Below are 18,330 nucleotides of genomic sequence, written 5' to 3'. Positions count from 1 at the left end.
CCCCTAATAAAAATGTAATACCATGTTGACAGAACTGAAAGTAACCGATTTTTTGGATAAAGTGGCGGGCAGCGACCCCGTCCCCGGGGGCGGCAGTGTGGCCGCCTTGAGTGGCGCGTTGGCCTCGGCCTTGGGAGCCATGGTGGCCCGGCTCACCGTGGGCAAGAAGAACTACGAAGTCAGCTGGGCCGAGATGGAGCGTGTGGCGGCCGACCTCTCTGCCGCCCGTGAAGGCTTTACGGCCGACATCGACCGCGACTCCGAGGCCTACGACCGCGTATTTGCCTGCTTCAAGATGCCCAAGGCCACCGATGAAGAAAAGGCGGCCCGCAGTGCGGCCATTCAGGAGGCTACCCGACAGGCGGCCCTGGTGCCGATGGAAGTGGCCCGCAAGGCCTTTGCCCTGATGCCAGCCCTGGCCTACGTGGCCCGTAACGGCAACCGCAACGCCGTGACCGATGCCTGCGTGGCCATGATGTCTGCCCGCAATGCGGTGCTGGGCGCGTTGCTCAACGTCCGCATCAATCTGGGCTCGCTGAAAGACAAGGAGTTTGTGGCTGCCCTGCAGGCCGAGGCCGACGACCTCGAGCGGAAAGCCTGCGACGAAGAAGCCCGTTTGCTGGAATCCATCACCCAAGAATTACGCGTATGAGCAGGAATGTCTATCAGATAGGTTCGGGTGAGCTGACCTTCGACCTCCTCGAACGCATCATCAACGAAAACATCAAGCTGGAGCTGGCCCCCGAGGCCCGCGAACGCATCCAGCGCTGCCGCGACTATCTGGACCGGAAGATTGCCGAGTCCGATGTCCCTCTGTATGGCATCACCACCGGCTTCGGTTCGTTGTGCAACAAGAACATCTCGCCCGACGAACTCGAAACCCTGCAGGAAAACCTCATCAAGAGCCATGCCTGCAGTGTGGGCGAGGAAATCAAGCCCGTCATTGTCAAGCTGATGATGCTCCTCAAGGCCCATGCCCTGTCGCTGGGTCACAGCGGTGTGCAGGTCATCACTGTGCAGCGCATCCTCGACTTCTTCAACAACGATGTCCTCCCCATTGTCTACGATCGCGGCTCGCTGGGCGCTTCGGGCGACCTCGCTCCGCTGGCCAATCTCTTCCTGCCCCTCATCGGCGTGGGTGACGTCTACTACAAGGGAAAGAAGTGCGAGGCCATCAGTGTGCTCGACGAGTTCGGCTGGGAGCCGGTCAAGCTGAAGAGCAAGGAAGGACTGGCCCTGCTCAACGGCACCCAATTCATGAGCGCCAACGGCGTGTTTGCCATCCTCAAGGCACAGCGCCTCTCGCGGCGGGCCGACCTGATTGCCGCCCTGTCGCTCGAAGCCTTTGACGGCCGCATCGACCCCTTCATGGACTGCATCCAGCAGATACGTCCCCACCAGGGACAGATCGAGACGGGTGCCGCTTTCCGCAAACTGCTGGAAGGCAGTGAGCTGATAGCTCGTCCCAAGCAGCACGTGCAGGATCCTTATTCCTTCCGCTGCATTCCGCAGGTGCATGGAGCTACGAAAGATGCCATCCGCTACGTGGCATCGGTGCTGCTCACCGAAATCAATTCCGTCACCGACAACCCCACCATCTTCCCCGACGAAGACCTCATCATATCGGGCGGAAACTTCCACGGACAGCCGTTGGCCATTGCCTACGACTTCCTGTGCATCGCCCTGGCCGAACTGGGCAACATCTCCGAACGGCGTGTGGCGCAGCTCATCATGGGCCTGCGCGGTCTGCCCGAATTTCTGGTGGCCAATCCGGGACTGAACTCGGGCTTCATGATACCGCAGTATGCCGCCGCTTCGATGGTGAGCCAGAACAAGATGTACTGCTATGCCGCCAGTAGCGACTCCATCGTGTCGAGCAACGGACAGGAAGACCACGTCAGTATGGGGGCCAATGCTGCCACCAAGCTCTACCGCGTGATGGACAACTTGGAACACATCCTGGCCATCGAGCTGATGAACGCTGCCCAGGGCATCGACTTCCGTCGTCCGGCCAAGACTTCGCCTGTGCTCGAACGCTTCCTGCATGCCTATCGGAAAGAAGTGCCTTTCGTGCGGGAAGACATCGTGATGTACAAGGAAATCCACAAGACGGTGGCTTTTCTCAACCGCATGAAGTTCGATTATTAACGGAGAATTGTAATTTTTATTAAAACCTGATGAAAAGAAAGGAAACTCGATGCGGAAATTGAGTTTCCTTTTTTTATATTTGTAGCGAATTTAGGCCTCAGGCAGGTGAGTCGAATGATAATCTATTGAGAATGAGTGAGAATACAAAGCGTTCAACCTCGCGTGTTGAACTGAAAGAACGGATTATAGAGAGAGCGATGCAGGCATTCAAGACCCACGGCATCAAATGCATCACGATGGACGACATTGCCGCATCGATGGGTATCTCCAAGCGTACGCTCTACGAAGTGTTTGCCAACAAGGAGATGTTGCTGGAAGACTGCATCCGCAAGGAACGGCAGGAGACGAACGAGTATATCCGTACCATTCTTGGGCAGTCGGCCCATGTGCTCGAAGTGCTGCTCAAGCTCTATCTGCGCAGCATCGAGAAGTTTCATACCACCCACAAGAGTTTTTTCGAAGACATCAAGAAGTATCCCAAGGCCTACGAACTGCTCAAGAACGACAAGAACCGCGACTCGGCAGAGGTGGTCAACTTCTTCAAGGAGGGGGTGAAGCAGGGTATCTTCCGTGACGACATCAACTTTGCCATTGTCAATCTGCTGGTCCATGAACAGCTTGACTTGCTGATAAATAGCAATATTTGCGAGAAATATTCCTTTCTGGACGTTTACGAATCCATTATGTTTACTTATCTTCGTGGCATTTCTACCGAAAAGGGAGCACAGGAGTTGGAAAACTTCATCCGTGAGTACCGCGCTTCGGTGAGGAAGTGAGCTGCGATATGGAGAAAAATGCATTGAAGAGGGTGGGCTGGCACAATGTTCTGTCAGCCGGAAGAAACAGGGAAGGCCGTCCCAATTGCATTTTGTGACGGCCTTCAGATAATTCTCGTGCAGAGCGTTATTTGCTTATGTGCTTGATGAATAATTCTTTGAGCAGGTCGCTGTCTACCGTATTTCCAGCTTTCTTTAATTCATCACTTAATATGCGGATATAAGTATCTATATTGATTTCCATAACGATATAGTTCGCATATTGTCCGGTTTCTTCATCCTTGGTCCATTGGTCGCAAACAATTTTGGCACCTTTGACCACTCTGTTGCTTGTGGTGATTGTCTTCTGCTGCAAGAGCTCTTTGGAGGCAGCTTGTTTGCCTTCGGACAATGTGGTGGCATACTCCTCGATCATTTCGCCTACAGTCTTTTCCAGCATACCGGCCAACTCCGAATATGCCATAGTCGTGGCTTTCTTTCTTGCGGTCGTTTCGGAGTCCGATCGGCCCATGGCCCAAGCTCTCAGATTTGTATCCGACTGGACCAGATCGGAGCAGGGCTGGACAAAAGTCTTTATGGGTGATTTTTTGGCTGTATTTTTTGAAGATTTACATGATGCAGCCAATAATAGTACAGACAAAGCTGTTATCAGGTAATAAATACATTGTTTCATGACGTTCACTATAATCAGTTATTGGAGATTCTTTTTCTTGGTTAATTTAACACCAGATTTTTGATCTGTTTGGGCAATTCACGTTTAACCCTTTTCATTAATTCCCGGACACACATCATTTCTGTTTGTTCAGGACTTTTGTTGACAGGCGCAAGTACACGAAGACGGTCTACCACATAGTTGAGCAGGAGCGTTGTGCTTTGGTTGTCATAGATCTTCAGTACAAGTCCGCACAAACATTCGTTGAGGTCATACAGATCTCCGGCAACGACTCCTCCTAATTCCAGCGATGTAGACAAGTCGATGAAGAGGGTGGCATTGTCCGGATCTTCAGTCATGGTGAAGTGTTGGTTGGCCAGTATGGCTGTTATCTGCTTTTCACAGGATGACAGATCACTGTTGCTTACGTTCAGATAGGCCGTCACTTGCTGTGGAGCCAACGTAATGGTTATTTTGGCGGATGGCCACGACTGGTTCTTTATCAATTGCCGGTAGGATACAGGTAAATCTGCGATGAAGGAATCATCGATGGAAATATGTATTTCTTGTACCGATGCTTTTGATGTAATGTTGGTAACATAAAACTCGGAGGTCCCGTTATAGTCTGTTGCTACGGGTGGAGTAATTTGGCCTGAACCGACAACAAATTCCGCCTTTAACTTAACATTCTGTACGACAGCCCCGTTCTTTGAAAGGCAGCCGGCAATCGGTGTCTTTATCGGCTTGAAGGCCTCTCCCTCAATGTTCAGCTGATTGGTGGTTATCGTCAGTCCGTCGAATACCTGTATATAGGCATTGTACAATTCGGCAGGGACGTCAAAACGATTTCCATCGACCGTCGTGGAGAGGTCCATGAACAGCCACGGAGAAACTGCATCAAGGCCTTTCCCAAGCAATTGGACTGCCGTAACCAGACTGTTGGCATCCAGCGCTTGTTGGGCTTTGTTGTAGTAGTCCAACCCTGTGTTGATAGCTGTACGCTTGTGCTTCTGTATGCATTGTTCATAAGCGGCTTTGTCCAATGAATAGTAGACGTAGTAGTTACGGTCATCCTGGTAGCTGTCCATCAGTTTTTGTCCTTCCAGGTACGACACGACGGAACTCTTTATTTTGTCTTCGAACAATTCCCTGGATTTTCCGTCTATGTCCACCGTATGCATGAAGGAGTTTGACTCTATTCTCGTGGCAATTTGCAGTGCAATGTCATTCAGTGCATTTTGGGTTGCTTTCTGGATATAGTCCGGTTCCTTCAGTGCGGCGAAGCCTATACCGATATAGGCATTGTCGTCTGTCGGATGTGCAGCAACCCATGCCGGTTGCTGGGCGAGCAGAGCGAGGCTTCCCAACAACCATAAATTAAGGGCTATAATCAATTTTCTCATACGGTTGAAATCATTAGTAGATTGTAAACAAGATAATGTTTCCATCAATCCGGCTGGAACAATCAATTCCGATTTCTTCCTTGAGATAGGATTCTATCAGGAATGCGAACTGGGCGGCATCCATCGACAAACCATCCGCATCGGTAGGAGGCATGGTCACGGAATCGAAGATGATACTTTCAGCCATGATGCCTTTCAGATGGTATTGTCCCTTGTAGCAGTTCTTTCTTACCCATTGCCTGATGATGTTGGATAGAGAATAGTTGTTTGGACCAGCGGGATCGTTGAAAGTCGTTGCAGAACTGCCGTCGATAGCAAACTGCAGGACAACTCTGGTGCCGTTCGAACCTTTTGTCCCCTTGCCGGAGCCGTCCCAATGGGAGCAGATGTCGTCAAGAAAAGGTTGCAGATGATCCTGAACAGCATACTTGGCCAACAAGTCACTGCCGGCGTTGGGGTATCTTTTGGTAAAGCCATCCTTGCTGGCAAGCAGGGCGCCTGTCGCTGTTTCATAGGCTCTCATTACCAAGGATACGCGTGTTCCTTGGTTGTTTTTGTCTTTAATCATATCCACTTCCACATAAACATCCGCACCCGACGACAGGAGTAACTGCTTGTCATTGGAGTCGGCGGCATTGCTGTTGTTCTCGTATTCGGAACGTCTCTGTGTCGAGCGGATTACTGCAGCCAGGTCATAGGTAGTAACCTTTCGTGAACGGAATCCGTCCTGTACATTGGCGACAGCTACGCGCCGGTCGAAATCATTTTCCAGAATGGACTGATAAGTTTCGCCGGTTTTCTTATAAGGTACCACTATGATTGTAGGCATGACGGGACCTCCTTCTTCACCAAAGACCGGTGTAGTGCTTTCCATCAAACCTGCGTCAGCCAAGAACTTCTTTAGAAGCTTGATGCTTACGGTTATGGTGCAAGTGGCCCGATGCTTTTTGTTTACCTTTTGGGTCTCATCGGCTCCTTCCGTGTCTAGGATATACGATTCATATCTTTGTGCGTCGTTGAAGAAAGGATCTGTATAGCTTGCATTGTCCTTTGTAATCAAAGGTTGGGTATCGTTGAATCCGATGACCCCTTTATAGAACAAGGCATAGAACAGACGGCGTTTTGCGTCTTTGCCAACTTCATCTTTTTTAGACGCTTCTCCCTCGGATGTGAACACAGCAATGTTCTCATCACTGGATATACATCTGACTTTCTGCCAGTCGCTTCCAAGTTGTGCATATATCAAAATATGGCAGAGAGACAGAATACTTAAAAGAATGCTTATTCGTTTCATCATTTGAATATGTGGATTATGTCTTTGAAGAGGTTTCCTGTGTCACATCGTGAACTTACCAGCAGAGGCTTGGCATCTGCCTCATTGATTGTTTTCTGTTTCAGATATTCTTTGACAGCTTCCAATAATTCTTTTCCCTTGCTGACAACAGAGCATTCGGACAAGTCTTCGGCCAATACTTTTTCAATTTTGAGCACTCCAACTTCTTCATACACCGTTCGGCCTGCAATGTTTGTAACGCTTTTTGCATCCAGAAACATTCCTTCTTCCACTCCGTGCAGGCTGCCCAGGCTGACATAGCAGGTCTTCATTTTGCCCTTTTTTTCCGTATAGTCCACTTCAATCAAAGTACCGTTCAAGGGGAACACACTCTCAATCAGGTCGCAATTAACGCCGGCTTTTTTCAAGGCCTCTGTTTTTGCTTCCGCTTCTGTCTTGCGTGAGCCGACTGAGGCCGTATAATTGTTGGAGAATGCTACGGTTCCGTCTTCGGTAGAAACTATCTTAATTGTGTAAGCCATGGAGCCGTCATACGTAATATTCCCTTTGGAATCTTTTTCACGTTGTGTTCCCAGTTTGGAAATGTGGCCTTCCAAGATATAATCAGCTCCCAGTTGTTTCATCTGTCCGCTACGGGCAAGTTCATCGGCCAATGCGGCTTCTTTCAGTCTGCGTTTGGTCTCTTCATCGATGGATGATTCTGTTTCCACGTCGACTACCCTTAATCTTGGGTATTTTGACAAGGATGCCAAAACGGCGTTTCTGGCCAGCTCACAGTCGCCGCTGCTGATTTCTGAGGATTTATTGAAATAATTGACAACCACAACAGGTTTTCTGTATTTGCTATCTTGTGCATTGACAAATAATGCGAAAAACAATAAGAAAAGGACATTCACTCCAATTCGTTTCATTCCAATTCGTTTCATATTCATAAGGTATTTAATTGATTAATAATTCTTGCAACTGGGTGGAATTATAGCTTGGCTTTGGCAGCTTCGCTGCCCATTTTGGCTGCTGTCTTGAAGTATTTCCGGGCCATCATGGCGTTGGCTGCTACATTCCCACATCCTTGCTCATAAATGACGCCTAGCATGTAGTTCGATTCGGCGCTACCTGAGGATTTGAAACATTTGATAGCCTCCAAAGCATCACCGGATTTGTATGCTTCCATTCCTTTTTCGTAGTTGGAATCGGTGGCTTTTTCTACAGAGGCCTTTGTCTGCTTCTTGGTTGCAGCCGGTTCGTTTACTTCAGGGGAAGCCTCGGTGGAAATCGACGGTTGCTCGGCTGCAGAACTCTCTGTATCACTGCTTCCTGTGGCTTTCTCGACAGATTCCGGAATCGCATTTTCATCTTGGGGGATACTGTTATCTTCCGGAGTCTTTATAATGAAGAACAAGCCGATGACAACAACCAGTCCGATACAGGCAGCAATGATTGTCTTCATATTGCCGTTTGTATTGTTTCCGGTTTTAGGCTTATTCCCCTGGCCGCCTGCTATTGCGCCGATTCCTTTCGAAGCATTTGAGTCGGAAACTGCTTGCGGGGTGGGATTGGGTTGGAAGGGTTGGCCGGGGTTAAAGTCGGGTATGCCTGGACCCTGATTCGGCTGTTGGGCAGCTCCTTGTCCGGTATTCTGATAGATAATGTTATAGGTGACATTGTTGGTGTTAGAGTTGACCACTTTCTGTGAATTGTCCACATGTGATGTACTGACACTGTTTGTAGTGTTAGCTTCCACGTGCGTATTCGTATTCTCAATCATCGATTGTGTTTCAATCTTACGCCCTGTGACATCACCTACAATATTGTTTCTGCTTCCCAACTGAATGCCGTCCTTGTCCGCTTCTGTTTCTTCCGATAGGGTCTGGGCCTTTTTCAGGCCGTCGTTCCCATTTGTTTGAGGAAGGGTGTCGTCCACAAGATTTTCACCGCAATTGGGGCAAGATTTCATGTCGGGGGTAACAGGTTCTCCACACGACGGACAAAATTTATTCGTATTCATCTTTTTCTCCTTTTTAAGTTATTGTTGCTTTTCTTCTTTTTTTTCAATAGGAGTGTCGGCTTGTTTTTTGTCGGCACTTTCTTTTCGTTTATGCAGCAGGTCTTCCCTTCTGATTTTTCTGCCGGTTGGAAAACCAAATCCGTTGGGAGCAAAGGTTGATCCGGTACTTGAACAAGCTTCCCTTCGGAAGTCCTGACGGAAGTGACGCATATAAATCCCGTATTCTCCAATTCACCTTTGACTTCAACTTCCTGTTGGTCGAACTGTTTAAAGAAACTGTCATTGATGTCAAAGGCTCCTTTCCGATATAATCTGTATGATTCTCCGGCCGGAGTAATCAGACAGGCCATAAAACCTTCTGATTTTGATTTTTGACCAGCCAGCTTATATTCAATATGACCTGTATAGGTATCCATTTATTTTTTATTTAGTGAACGAGTTATTTAAATTGGTTGACCGCATTCGGGGCAGGTTTTGGCATCTTTACTGATGGAAGCACCACATTCCGGACAATAAATCTTTTCGTCTGCTGTGGTTTTCTGTATGCTTCTTTGGTCGGGGATGTTGCCATGCGTTGCAGATGGAGCCTGTTCCTGTTGTGCAGGTCTGTTTACAGGTTCATTAGGTGCGTATCCTTGCCTTGTCGTGTAGCTTAGAGATTGGTTGTAGGCATTGTCGGCCCTTTGTTGCTGATAAAATGTCTGTTGTGTCTGGAGATTGGCTTGGTTTGCTTGATTGTCCAGCATGCGGTTCATCAACTGATACATCATCTCTTGATTTCTGCGCTGCTCTTCATTTAGGCGTTCGCTGGCGGCTCGTTCCACGTCGGCATTGCTGCGGGCTGTATAGGATCGGGCAAATTCCAAAGCGACATCTCCACCGCTCATGGCTAATATTTGTTCGGGAGTCAGATTGCTTTGGATGTTGGCCATATTTTCATTATGGGCAAATTGTTGCGCCTGCATGTCGGCTTGGTGTTTCCGCTCGTTTTCTTTGCTTGCTTCTTGTGCTTGAAGAATTTGCATGAGTCTTTCCTGCTGCTGCTTGTCTTCTTCCATCTCCAGATCGTGTTCTCGCTTACGTTGCTCGAACTGCAGGTCTGCATCCCGTTTACGTTGCTGATAATCAAAATCAGCATTCCGTTGCTTGTTTGCAGCGTTCTGATCTTCAATCATCTGCTGGATATGGAGTTCAGTTTTGGCTTTTTCCACCATCAGTTCATTGGCGCCCTCCATGCGTATCCGCTCAAACTCAATACTGTCTTTAAGTTGTGACAATCTCAGAGCCATGCCCCGTTGATAGGCATGCTGTTCGCTTAGTGCTCTGATTTCTGCCAGATCGTCCTCACGTATGAGTCTGGTCCTTTCGATTTCAGCCAGGGCTGCTTCCCGCTCTTCGGTGGTACGTGCTTCGCGGAGCAAACGTTCGTTCTCGAGTAGTAGGACGAATTTGTTCATTTCGTCTTCTGACAGTAGCTGGTCTCTGTTGATTTCATTAAGCCTTTGCTGCAATTCTACAGCCGTACGTGCCGTGTGGATTTGTTGGCTGTTGTTTACGTCGGTAAGGCGATTCTTAAAGTCATTCGTGCGGCGGAGGTAGTCCAGTTCCTGTTCCGAAAGATACATTTCATGGCTTAAGGTATTGAACCTCTGTATGTCCTCATTATCTGCTGAGATTTCAACAATGCGCACAATCTCCAATCCCCAAAAGGCTTCTTCGGCCACCTTGTTCAAATTCTCTTTGATGATGGGGAATAATTCACCCGGTATCCGATTGGAGATGACGGGTTGGTCGTACAGAACTTCCTGAATGGTGGTTCTTACTGTTTCGGCAATTTCATCAATCAGTATTGCTGTGTTCAGATATTGCTTGTCTACGAGATAATGTAAGATAAACTCTTCCTGCTTCTTTATCCGGAAATAAGCGTTCAGGCCCACATTCATGTCATGGTGGCGGGTATGGATGAGCATCGGCTTGAAGTTCTTGTAATCATCCGGATGTTCCTGCTTGGCTCCAACGAGCATAGGGAAGGCTCTGTCCAACAGGATAACTATTGAGAAAGAAGCTCCTGCTTTGGCTTGTGCAAAGATTTCTCTCTGCTGCTTGGCGTGCATTTCAATCTTTGCTTCTTGTTCGGATTGGCCTTCCAGTAACTTCCGTCGGCTTTTGAACAGATTGATAATGATTTGCCATGCATTGTTGATGGATGTCGAAACGACCTCACCGACTGTACCCCTTCTGGGTTGGAAGTCATAGGAGCCTCCACTGATGGTTGCTATTGTTGTGCCATTGGCGCGGATAAAGGCGGTTGTTCCCTCGGCTATAATAATGCCTTCGGCATCCTTGTAGGTTGCCATCTCCTGTTCAGTGATGATACGTGCAATCTGGCCGGGCGTGATATTCCAGTGGATGCGCTGGTTCGTCACAATCAAGTCTCCTTGGTTATCTTTGCCAATTTGTTGGCTTTCATTCGGCTGATTCTGAGGCTGCGCTGTTTCAGGTACATTCCCGGAAACTTTAGTTCCGCACTTTACGCAGAACTTGGCATTTGGTTTTAGCGGGGCACCGCATTTAGAGCAATTCATATATGGTGATTTTTTAGATTAAACATTATTTGGTTACTCTGACACTTCTTATTTTCCCATTCAAGTCGGAAGATACGCTCAGTAGATTGTAAAAGCCCTCCGGCGCTTTTTTATGGTCATCCAAATCGTATTGGATTTCATAACCCTTTTGTCCGCCCAAGGATGTTGTCCTACTCATGCTGATAGGCTTTCTGGGGCTGATGCCCCATTGTTTGTAAAGCTGGTCGTTTATTTTCGATTGAATTTCTGCGATATTTGCGTCTACCTGTGCTCTGACCTGGGCCAGCAAAGACACAGGCTTTGCTTCTTCTTCCATTGAAACGGGAACATTTTCCAATTTGCTTGAGGCCGCTGTTGGAGTGAACAATGTTCCGATTTTAGCATCTATAGTAGGAGCTGGTGCTTTGTTCATCTTTGAATTCATTATGAACAATGTCGGGTCTCCGAACAAATTGAACTCTACAAGGGTAGTCGATTCTATTGGACCGATTTCAGATACTTGATGCAAATATCTTCTGGCTTCGAAAAAGGCTGCACCGGCCGGAAGGCCATCCAGCATGTTGTTTACAAATGCTCCTGTAATGACATCGGCATTACTCATTTGGACAGGATTGCTTGGGTCATGTGGGTCCGGCTGTCCGTACGCAACACGCGATGCACCCAAATAGATTAATGTATTAGCGGACATGGCTGTCAAGAGCATGCTGTGTGCTTTGTCAAAACCTATGAAACGGGCTCCATAGCATGCCTCGGATACAACAACATTTGGATGTTTGCATGCAGCAAGCACCCCCGGATAGATGGCGACTCTCCAGTCTGAGGAGTCTTTCGTCGATTGCCCCAAAAAGTAAAATGTTTCTTTGGCTGCACTGCCATGTAAATTAAAGAAAAACAATTGGGCATTCGTATTGAATACCTGTCCGATATTTGTATGGTCTACCTCCGGGGTCAGGAACAGCTGGTCATATAGAATGTCTTTCGGCAATGGGTTGTACTTTGGAAACAATTGTTCTTTGTTTATTCTGTTCGTTACTTTGGCGGTTACTTTCATCCAGTGTGGATCGCATTGCCCATAGCCTGCATGGATGTCAATGACAGGATTTTCTATTGTCCTTCGCAGGTAGTTTGCAAGGTCCTGGAATACAGCATCTGTTGCCAACGGCAGTCTGCCGATATAAAATAGTGCGTCATAAAAGAACAACTGTCCGGAACAGATGGCTTCATTCATCTGGGCGCCATACGGGTAGGCATATAATATATCCGTATCAATTTTCTTGTCAGCATCACTTGCCTCATTGCCTAAATAATGTGGTATCGCCGGCATGGGGATGATGTCGTCTCCACCGATAATGAACAGAAAAGTCGACGGCTCTTCGTGATTTCGCGTTTCTTGGTCGTGAATTTGTTTGAGCAAATCGGCATATTCATACCACGGAGAGTCTGGGGTGAGGCTCTTTCTTTTGTTGAAGAAGCCTTTTGACTCAACTCCCGCATCTGCCAGTCTGTAGAGAACTCCCTGCTCTGCCTTAAGTCGGATAAAGGTCTCCAACAGGTTGGTGATCTCTTGTGGACTGACGGCTAATTTTTGGGCCAGATTGGGTATATGTGTAAACAAGATGCCTTTCATTACCGAATCTTCAGAATCCTTCGCGGACGGTTTTTCTACTTTCGTTCCGCATTCGGGGCAGAAAAGCATGTCATTATCTAATTGGCTTCCACATTCAGGACAATACATAGGCATTCTTTTGTTAGGTGTTAGCGCTGTTATTTGATGTATTTTTCTCTTTTCTTTGTTACGCCTTTCACGTAGTTGCGGGCTTCGTCTGTACTCAAATGTTTGGTCAGATGTTGATAGAGCCGCTTGTAGTCAAACTTGTTGATCTCGTTATAAGCATTGCTCAGTTGCGTCGTCCCAATGAATGCCCGGCTCACATTGCCTGCTCCGGTATTATAACCGGCTATAACGCATAGTCTTCTGCAATGTACATCCTTGACGCTCTCGAACCAGTTGTATAAAATGCGCAGATAGGCAGTGCCTAGTTCGATATTCTGGTCGGGATCAAACAGGTAGCTTTTTGTGGGCACTTTCTCCACGCCATACACAAAACGATAGGCGTCGATTCCGCCTGATGTAGGAACTAATTGCATGAGGCCATAGGCCGGTATGTGACTGGTAGCCTGCGGATTGAAGCAGGATTCCTGTTCTATGACAGCATAAATCAAGGGCTGCTCAATCTGGAAACGTTCACTGTATTTTTTTACGATGTCTTTATATAAAGCTGCCGACTTTGATATGTTGTCGCGCACCAAAGGCATATTGATACAGATTACCTTACGTCTGCTTCCGTCTTTTCCCGTTATGTTGGTAGTACTCTTTTTACTTTGTTGTGCAACTTGGTATGCGACAGCCTCTTTGGATTCTTCATTGGCATCCTGTAATTCCTTTTCTCGGATCTCCGCAGCTTCTTTTTCTTCTTTCAGCTTTTCTTGCTCATCCAGTCGGGTCCTTGCCAAGGTCTTTTGTCTTTTCGTTTGTTTCTTTGTCTGTTTTGGGGAAGGAATTTTCAGCTCGCTTCCTCTGACTACCGGCTGGGGAGGTACTTTCTTTTTGTTAGAGGCCTGAACCTTTTTGCTTATACCGGTATCTACCGTATTGTCTAACTGATATTTGGATAAATCTAACAATCCGTCAAGAACAGGATTTTGAGTGATTGGTTTTGATTGGTCAACTTGGGAGCGATAGGGACATGTGCTTCCTCTACTGGCCATCAGCCGGTAGATTGCTTCGGTAAGTTTTTCATTGATTTCATTTTCGTTGGCATCTACATCTACGGCAACTTCGACCATGGCATTACCTTTTTCAAAATTGACCACAGACCGCGAGAGGAAATCGTCGCCGTATTCGACCCATTCGTATTTCGAGTCGAGGATAACCGAGTCTCCTCCCCAAACATTTTGAATGTTGCTCTTGTATGCGTTGAATTCCGCTGTCGCTTTTTCTACATAAGCTTTATAGGCATTTTTAACGGAATCGGCATATTGTTCAAAGGAACTTTTTTCTTCAAAGATGCGGGTGTTGAAGTCTTTGACCAGTGCATCCAGCTCCTCTTTTGTCGTTTGTGCTTGGATGGATGTATGGCCAACAAATAGTAGCACAAGTATACATACTCCTGAGAATAATTTTACTTTTATGTAATTATAGCATTTCATCATCCAATTGTGTTCCCATAAGTTAATCAAACGTAATTTTGCTTTCTAAATTACGAAGTTAACGATTCGCGTTGTAATCTCAAAATAAAGGATGAATAAAAATACCAATACTTCGGTAAATTTTTACCGATAAATTTAATTAAATAATAGAATCGGTGTTAGCCAGTTCAATATTATTAAAGAGATCATTGAAATACTGTCAAGAATGAATCGTTAAGGGGTAAGAAAAGTGATGAAAAATATATGATAAATAGCTGAAAATAAAGCATGAAAGTATTGCATAATTTGTTGATTATTAGTAAATTAGAAGTATCTCACCACTTTTAATTATGACCAAAGAATCACTCCTTATGCAATACCAATCCGAGTGCAGGAATGCTCTCGAATCAGTTGTAAATATAAGCAAATCTTTCCAGAAAGTATTCATGGATGCAATAAAATTGTTCATGGCCATACCTGACCGCATCAATTTCCTACAAATGGGACGATATGGATGTTTCTCAGAACAGACATACCGAAACAATTTTGAGAATGATGGCTTTGACTGGTTTTCCTTCAATGAAGCCATCATTAGAGAACACCTTAAAGGTGGTCGTAAGGCGATAGCCGTTGATCCGTCTTTCATTCCAAAATCAGGCAGCAAAACGCCATGGATTGGCTATTTCTGGTCCGGTTGTGCCGGTGAATACAAACGCGGACTGGAAATAACCGGTATTGGAGTTATAGACGTTGACAACCATGAATGTATGACTTTGGGTTCTGTACAGACACCTGACAACGCAACGCTGGAAAGCTGTGAGAAGAATCTTGTTGACTGGTACAGCTCTTACCTTATCAGCATACAGGAACAGCTGAAACGTATTTCTGGCACAGTCGTATGTGATGCGTTCTTTTCAAAGGCAACTTTCATCAAACCATTGTACGATAACGGTTTCCACGTAATAAGCCGTTTCAGGAATGATGCCGTATTGTTTTATCCCACCTTAGAAAATAGGACAGGAAAACGCGGACGTCCAAAATTACATGACGAGAAAATTGACTTTGAAAATCTGGACATCACAAGATGTACCGAGTACAAAGTGAACAAGGGTAAACTTTACGGACTGAAAGCATACTCCAAAGCGCTCAAACGCTTTGTGAGCCTGGCTGTATGGTATCCTATGGATGGAACGGACAAATGGCAGCTGTATTTCTCTACGGACGAAACACAGAACGCACAGGATGTTCTGGACTTTTACAGGACACGTTTCCAACTCGAATTTTGCTTTCGTGATGCCAAGCAATATGCCGGAATAACAAACTGTCAGTCTACAGACTTCAGGAAACTGGCATTTCACTTTAATGCATCACTTGCAGCGATAAACCTTGCCAAGGCTGCCTGTAAGAGGATGGGAATAAAATATTCCATATCATCATGCAAGTCAGTCATACACAATGCTTACATGCTTGAACGATTTATTCACGTGTCTGGGATTGAACCAGACACGCATTTAATTGACAGACTTTTCAAAGAACTCATTTTATTTACTGCCAAAGCCGCTTAGGCTAGGCTAATGGTTAACGAACTATTGAAAATACTATAAATGCTTTATAACATTTTTGATGTATGTTTTACAATAGGTATGCACTTGAAAAAGACACGTCGTTAAGATATTGTCAGACAAACTGTAGCGGGGTTTGTATGTCTCTGCCACTCTTTCCTCAGCTCATTGTAGGCTATTGGGAAGTGTTTGCTCTGATGGGGCTGGGGTATGTGCTCCATTTTGTGCCCGACAGCTGGGAGAGGGGATGCACAAAAACAATAATCCGCCTTCCCCTGATGGGAAAGGCGGTATTGCTGGTCGCCCTCATTTACCTGGTCATTCAGATGAAGAGTGCCGATGTGCAGCCTTTCATCTATTTCCAGTTCTGAGATTATTGGGCTTGTACGGAGTCGGCAGGAGCGGTGAATACGTGCTTGGCGTAGTTCAGTCCGTCGCGGTCGTAGATTTTGGCCAGTGAGTTGAGGCGTTGCAGGAAGTTGTTGTATTCTTTCTTGCTCGGCTCGGTCCATTGTACTTCAGCCAATGCGGCCATACGCGGCAGAATCATGTATTCCACCTGTTGGGTCGAGGTCATGTATTCGGTCCATACGTTGGCCTGTGCGCCCAGGATGTATTTGGCTTGTTCTTCGTTGAGGCCTTCGGTGGGGTTGAGGCTATAAACCTGTTCTACAGGTAGGTAACCGCCGATGGCGTCATACGGTTCGTTTTCCTTGTCCTTGCTCTGGAAGTAGTCGAAGTAACAGTAGGTGTTGGGTGTCATGATGACATCGTGTCCCATCTGTGCAGCCTTGATGCCTCCGGCCGATCCGCGCCATGACATGACGGTGGCGTTGGGGGCGAGGTCGCCTTCCAATATTTCGTCCCATCCGATGATCTGTCGTCCGTGGGCGTTGAGGAATTTCTCGATTTGTGCCGTGCAATAGCTTTGCAGGCGGTCTTCGGCCGTGTGGTTCTTGTCGGCCTTCAACCCTTCCTTCTTGATGAGGGCCTGGCACTTCGGGCATTTCTGCCAGCGGGTACGCGGCGCTTCGTCACCTCCGATGTGGATGTACTTCGAGGGGAAGATGTCCATGATTTCGGTCATGATGTCTTCGAGGAACGGGATTGTTTTTTCGTTGCCGATGCAAAGTACGTCTTCGAATACGCCCCACTCCGGGCAGACTTCATATGGGCCGCCCGTACAACCCAGTTCGGGATAGGCAGCCAGCGCGGCGAGCATGTGGCCGGGCAGGTCGATTTCGGGAATGACGGTGATGTAGCGTTCCTGTGCATATTTCACGATTTCGCGGGCCTCGTCTTGTGTATAGAAGCCGCCATAAGGCGTGTTGTCATATTCGCCCGAGTTGTGGCCGATCACTGTACGCTGGCGGATGGAGCCGATTTCAGTCAGTTTCGGATATTTCTTGATTTCGATTCTCCAGCCCTGGTCTTCAGTCAGATGCCAGTGGAAGGTGTTCATGTTGTGCAGGGCCAGCAGATCGATGTATTCCTTGATGAATTCTACAGGGAAGAAGTGGCGTCCTACGTCGAGGTGCATGCCTCGGTAGCTGAAGCGTGGCTGGTCTTCTACCTGACCGGCGGGCAGCAGGATGGCTGCGTCTTGTGCCTGGGCGGGGATGGACTTGCGGAGCGTCTGGATGCCGTAGAATACGCCGTTGGCCGTCTGTCCGCAGATGCTGATACCGTCTGCTTGGGTCGTCAGGCGGTAGCCTTCAGCATTGGCGATGCCTGAGTCGAGTCCGAGGACGATGGCCTTACTTGGTTTTTCGCCGTTTTCGATGGCCTTGGTTTTCAGCGTGTAGCCTGTAGCCTCTGCGATGTATTCGGCGAGGAATTCAGCATTGCGCTTCAGCAGGTCATTGTCTTTGGGGTAGGCGATGACGGTGCTTTTGCTTAGTTTGAACGGACTCTCTTGCGAGAGGGTGATTTCTTGCGGCAGCGGAATGACGTCATACGACGTGGCCTGCTGTTCGTTAGAGCTACATGCGGCAAGAACGCATGCCACGAATGGTACGAATAGCTTTTTCATGGTGTTTAAAAGATAAAAAATAAAAGTTTGGTGGACAAAGATACGAAATCCAAAACCTTCTGGAAAATATTCTGTTAGCTTTTGCTTTATAGAATGAACATTTCTTTTCTTTAGGATGGATTTTGATGTCATTTTCTACTTTTCGTGTTTTGCTGGGGGCTTGTGCACATTCTCTTTCCTTCCTGTGCATATCCTGCTTTTTTCTTGTGCACATTCTCTCTGTAGTTCTTGCACGTTGTTTTCCCCTTTTCAAATCATTGCTTTCTTGATTGTAAGTCACCGTTTTCTTTTCCGTAACTGTAACTGTAATTGTCATGCGCGCGCGTATTGCGCCCGCGTGAAATATTATAATGTGTGCCTTCTTTTCCCTGCCTTCGCAAGCGTGGGAAAAACATGTTTTGTAACATGCCTGTAATCCAGCATTTTACGCGGAATCCTGCAAAAAAGTTCAGAAAAAACCTTTGATGTATTTTGCGTGAACGGAAATAACCCGTACTTTTGCACCCGCTTTCGGAAAGGAAGCGGCGATACTTGACAGAATGTTGCGGAGACGTTTGGCGCAGGGTGCTCCGGACGGTTTGCGGCTCAGGTCCCGCCTTTCGCAAGAGAGGCCCAAGCGGACGGCCCTTCCCCGGCAGCCTTCGGAAAAGAAACTTCGAAAAAACTTCGCAAAACGTTTGGCGG

At 47.1% G+C, this 18,330-nt stretch carries 16 protein-coding genes and 1 pseudogene; 5 read left to right on the top strand and 12 right to left on the bottom strand.

Annotated elements, in window-relative coordinates:
- The first annotated feature begins 22 nt into the window (after positions 1-22).
- The 3 genes from BQ7483_RS13455 to BQ7483_RS13445 all read left to right on the top strand — a co-directional run bounded on the left by BQ7483_RS13455 (position 23) and on the right by BQ7483_RS13445 (position 2,924).
- Positions 23-652, top strand: coding sequence for a cyclodeaminase/cyclohydrolase family protein (locus tag BQ7483_RS13455; RefSeq protein WP_022020940.1), 630 nt, complete (start codon positions 23-25; stop codon positions 650-652).
- On the top strand, positions 649-2,148 hold the full coding sequence (hutH, locus tag BQ7483_RS13450) for a histidine ammonia-lyase (RefSeq protein ID WP_072546260.1): 1,500 nt from the start codon (positions 649-651) through the stop codon (positions 2,146-2,148). Before BQ7483_RS13455 ends, hutH begins: the two co-directional genes overlap by 4 nt.
- A 131-nt stretch (positions 2,149-2,279) precedes the next feature.
- The gene (locus BQ7483_RS13445; protein ID WP_022020942.1) at positions 2,280-2,924 is read left to right on the top strand and encodes a TetR/AcrR family transcriptional regulator; all 645 of its coding nucleotides are present in this window, start codon (positions 2,280-2,282) and stop codon (positions 2,922-2,924) included.
- A gap of 127 nt (positions 2,925-3,051) precedes the next feature.
- Here BQ7483_RS13445 and BQ7483_RS17600 read toward each other — a convergent pair whose 3' ends face one another.
- Genes BQ7483_RS17600 through BQ7483_RS13400 form a run of 9 tightly spaced genes read right to left on the bottom strand, consistent with a single transcriptional unit; the run spans position 3,052 to position 14,103 of the window.
- Entirely contained in the window at positions 3,052-3,597 is a 546-nt protein-coding gene (locus BQ7483_RS17600) for a hypothetical protein (RefSeq protein WP_139247666.1), read from the bottom strand.
- 41 nt (positions 3,598-3,638) lie between these two features.
- Positions 3,639-4,979, bottom strand: coding sequence for an LPP20 family lipoprotein (locus BQ7483_RS13435; RefSeq protein WP_022020944.1), 1,341 nt, complete (start codon positions 4,977-4,979; stop codon positions 3,639-3,641).
- 13 nt (positions 4,980-4,992) lie between these two features.
- Positions 4,993-6,276, bottom strand: coding sequence for a DUF6175 family protein (locus tag BQ7483_RS13430; protein ID WP_022020945.1), 1,284 nt, complete (start codon positions 6,274-6,276; stop codon positions 4,993-4,995).
- Positions 6,273-7,199, bottom strand: a complete 927-nt coding sequence (locus tag BQ7483_RS13425) for a hypothetical protein (RefSeq protein WP_204246016.1) — start codon at positions 7,197-7,199, stop codon at positions 6,273-6,275. Before BQ7483_RS13425 ends, BQ7483_RS13430 begins: the two co-directional genes overlap by 4 nt.
- Before the next feature lie 47 nt (positions 7,200-7,246).
- On the bottom strand, positions 7,247-8,278 hold the full coding sequence (locus BQ7483_RS13420; RefSeq protein WP_072546257.1) for a zinc ribbon domain-containing protein: 1,032 nt from the start codon (positions 8,276-8,278) through the stop codon (positions 7,247-7,249).
- Entirely contained in the window at positions 8,275-8,694 is a 420-nt protein-coding gene (locus BQ7483_RS13415; protein WP_022020948.1) for a hypothetical protein, read from the bottom strand. The genes BQ7483_RS13420 and BQ7483_RS13415 overlap by 4 nt, the downstream gene beginning before the upstream one ends.
- Before the next feature lie 27 nt (positions 8,695-8,721).
- Positions 8,722-10,863, bottom strand: a complete 2,142-nt coding sequence (locus tag BQ7483_RS17920; protein WP_072546256.1) for a zinc-ribbon domain-containing protein — start codon at positions 10,861-10,863, stop codon at positions 8,722-8,724.
- A 25-nt stretch (positions 10,864-10,888) separates the two neighbouring features.
- Entirely contained in the window at positions 10,889-12,598 is a 1,710-nt protein-coding gene (locus tag BQ7483_RS13405) for a C25 family cysteine peptidase (RefSeq protein ID WP_162274258.1), read from the bottom strand.
- A 29-nt stretch (positions 12,599-12,627) separates the two neighbouring features.
- Positions 12,628-14,103 (bottom strand): murein transglycosylase domain-containing protein, encoded by a 1,476-nt coding sequence (locus BQ7483_RS13400; RefSeq protein ID WP_139247665.1) that lies wholly within the window; start codon positions 14,101-14,103, stop codon positions 12,628-12,630.
- Between the two features lie 299 nt (positions 14,104-14,402).
- Here BQ7483_RS13400 and BQ7483_RS13395 point away from each other — a divergent pair, with 299 nt between their 5' ends.
- Both BQ7483_RS13395 and BQ7483_RS13390 read left to right on the top strand, forming a co-directional pair.
- The gene (locus BQ7483_RS13395; RefSeq protein WP_072545385.1) at positions 14,403-15,617 is read left to right on the top strand and encodes a transposase; all 1,215 of its coding nucleotides are present in this window, start codon (positions 14,403-14,405) and stop codon (positions 15,615-15,617) included.
- A 149-nt stretch (positions 15,618-15,766) separates the two neighbouring features.
- Positions 15,767-15,985: pseudogene (locus BQ7483_RS13390) on the top strand (MBOAT family O-acyltransferase); the annotation flags it as partial.
- 2 nt (positions 15,986-15,987) lie between these two features.
- Here the strand turns inward: BQ7483_RS13390 and BQ7483_RS13385 are convergent.
- The 3 genes from BQ7483_RS13385 to BQ7483_RS17915 all read right to left on the bottom strand — a co-directional run.
- The gene (locus tag BQ7483_RS13385) at positions 15,988-17,646 is read right to left on the bottom strand and encodes a beta-N-acetylhexosaminidase (RefSeq protein WP_072546253.1); all 1,659 of its coding nucleotides are present in this window, start codon (positions 17,644-17,646) and stop codon (positions 15,988-15,990) included.
- Positions 17,597-17,962 (bottom strand): hypothetical protein, encoded by a 366-nt coding sequence (locus BQ7483_RS17590; protein ID WP_139247664.1) that lies wholly within the window; start codon positions 17,960-17,962, stop codon positions 17,597-17,599. The genes BQ7483_RS13385 and BQ7483_RS17590 overlap by 50 nt, the downstream gene beginning before the upstream one ends.
- A 132-nt stretch (positions 17,963-18,094) precedes the next feature.
- A partial coding sequence (locus BQ7483_RS17915; RefSeq protein WP_204246015.1) for a hypothetical protein occupies positions 18,095-18,330 on the bottom strand: 236 nt, incomplete at its 5' end.

It is taken from the genome of Mediterranea massiliensis, from assembly GCF_900128475.1.
Lineage (GTDB): Bacteria > Bacteroidota > Bacteroidia > Bacteroidales > Bacteroidaceae > Bacteroides > Bacteroides massiliensis_E.
Note: the sequence above shows the minus strand (reverse complement) of the source record. Positions and strands in the feature narration are given on the sequence as shown.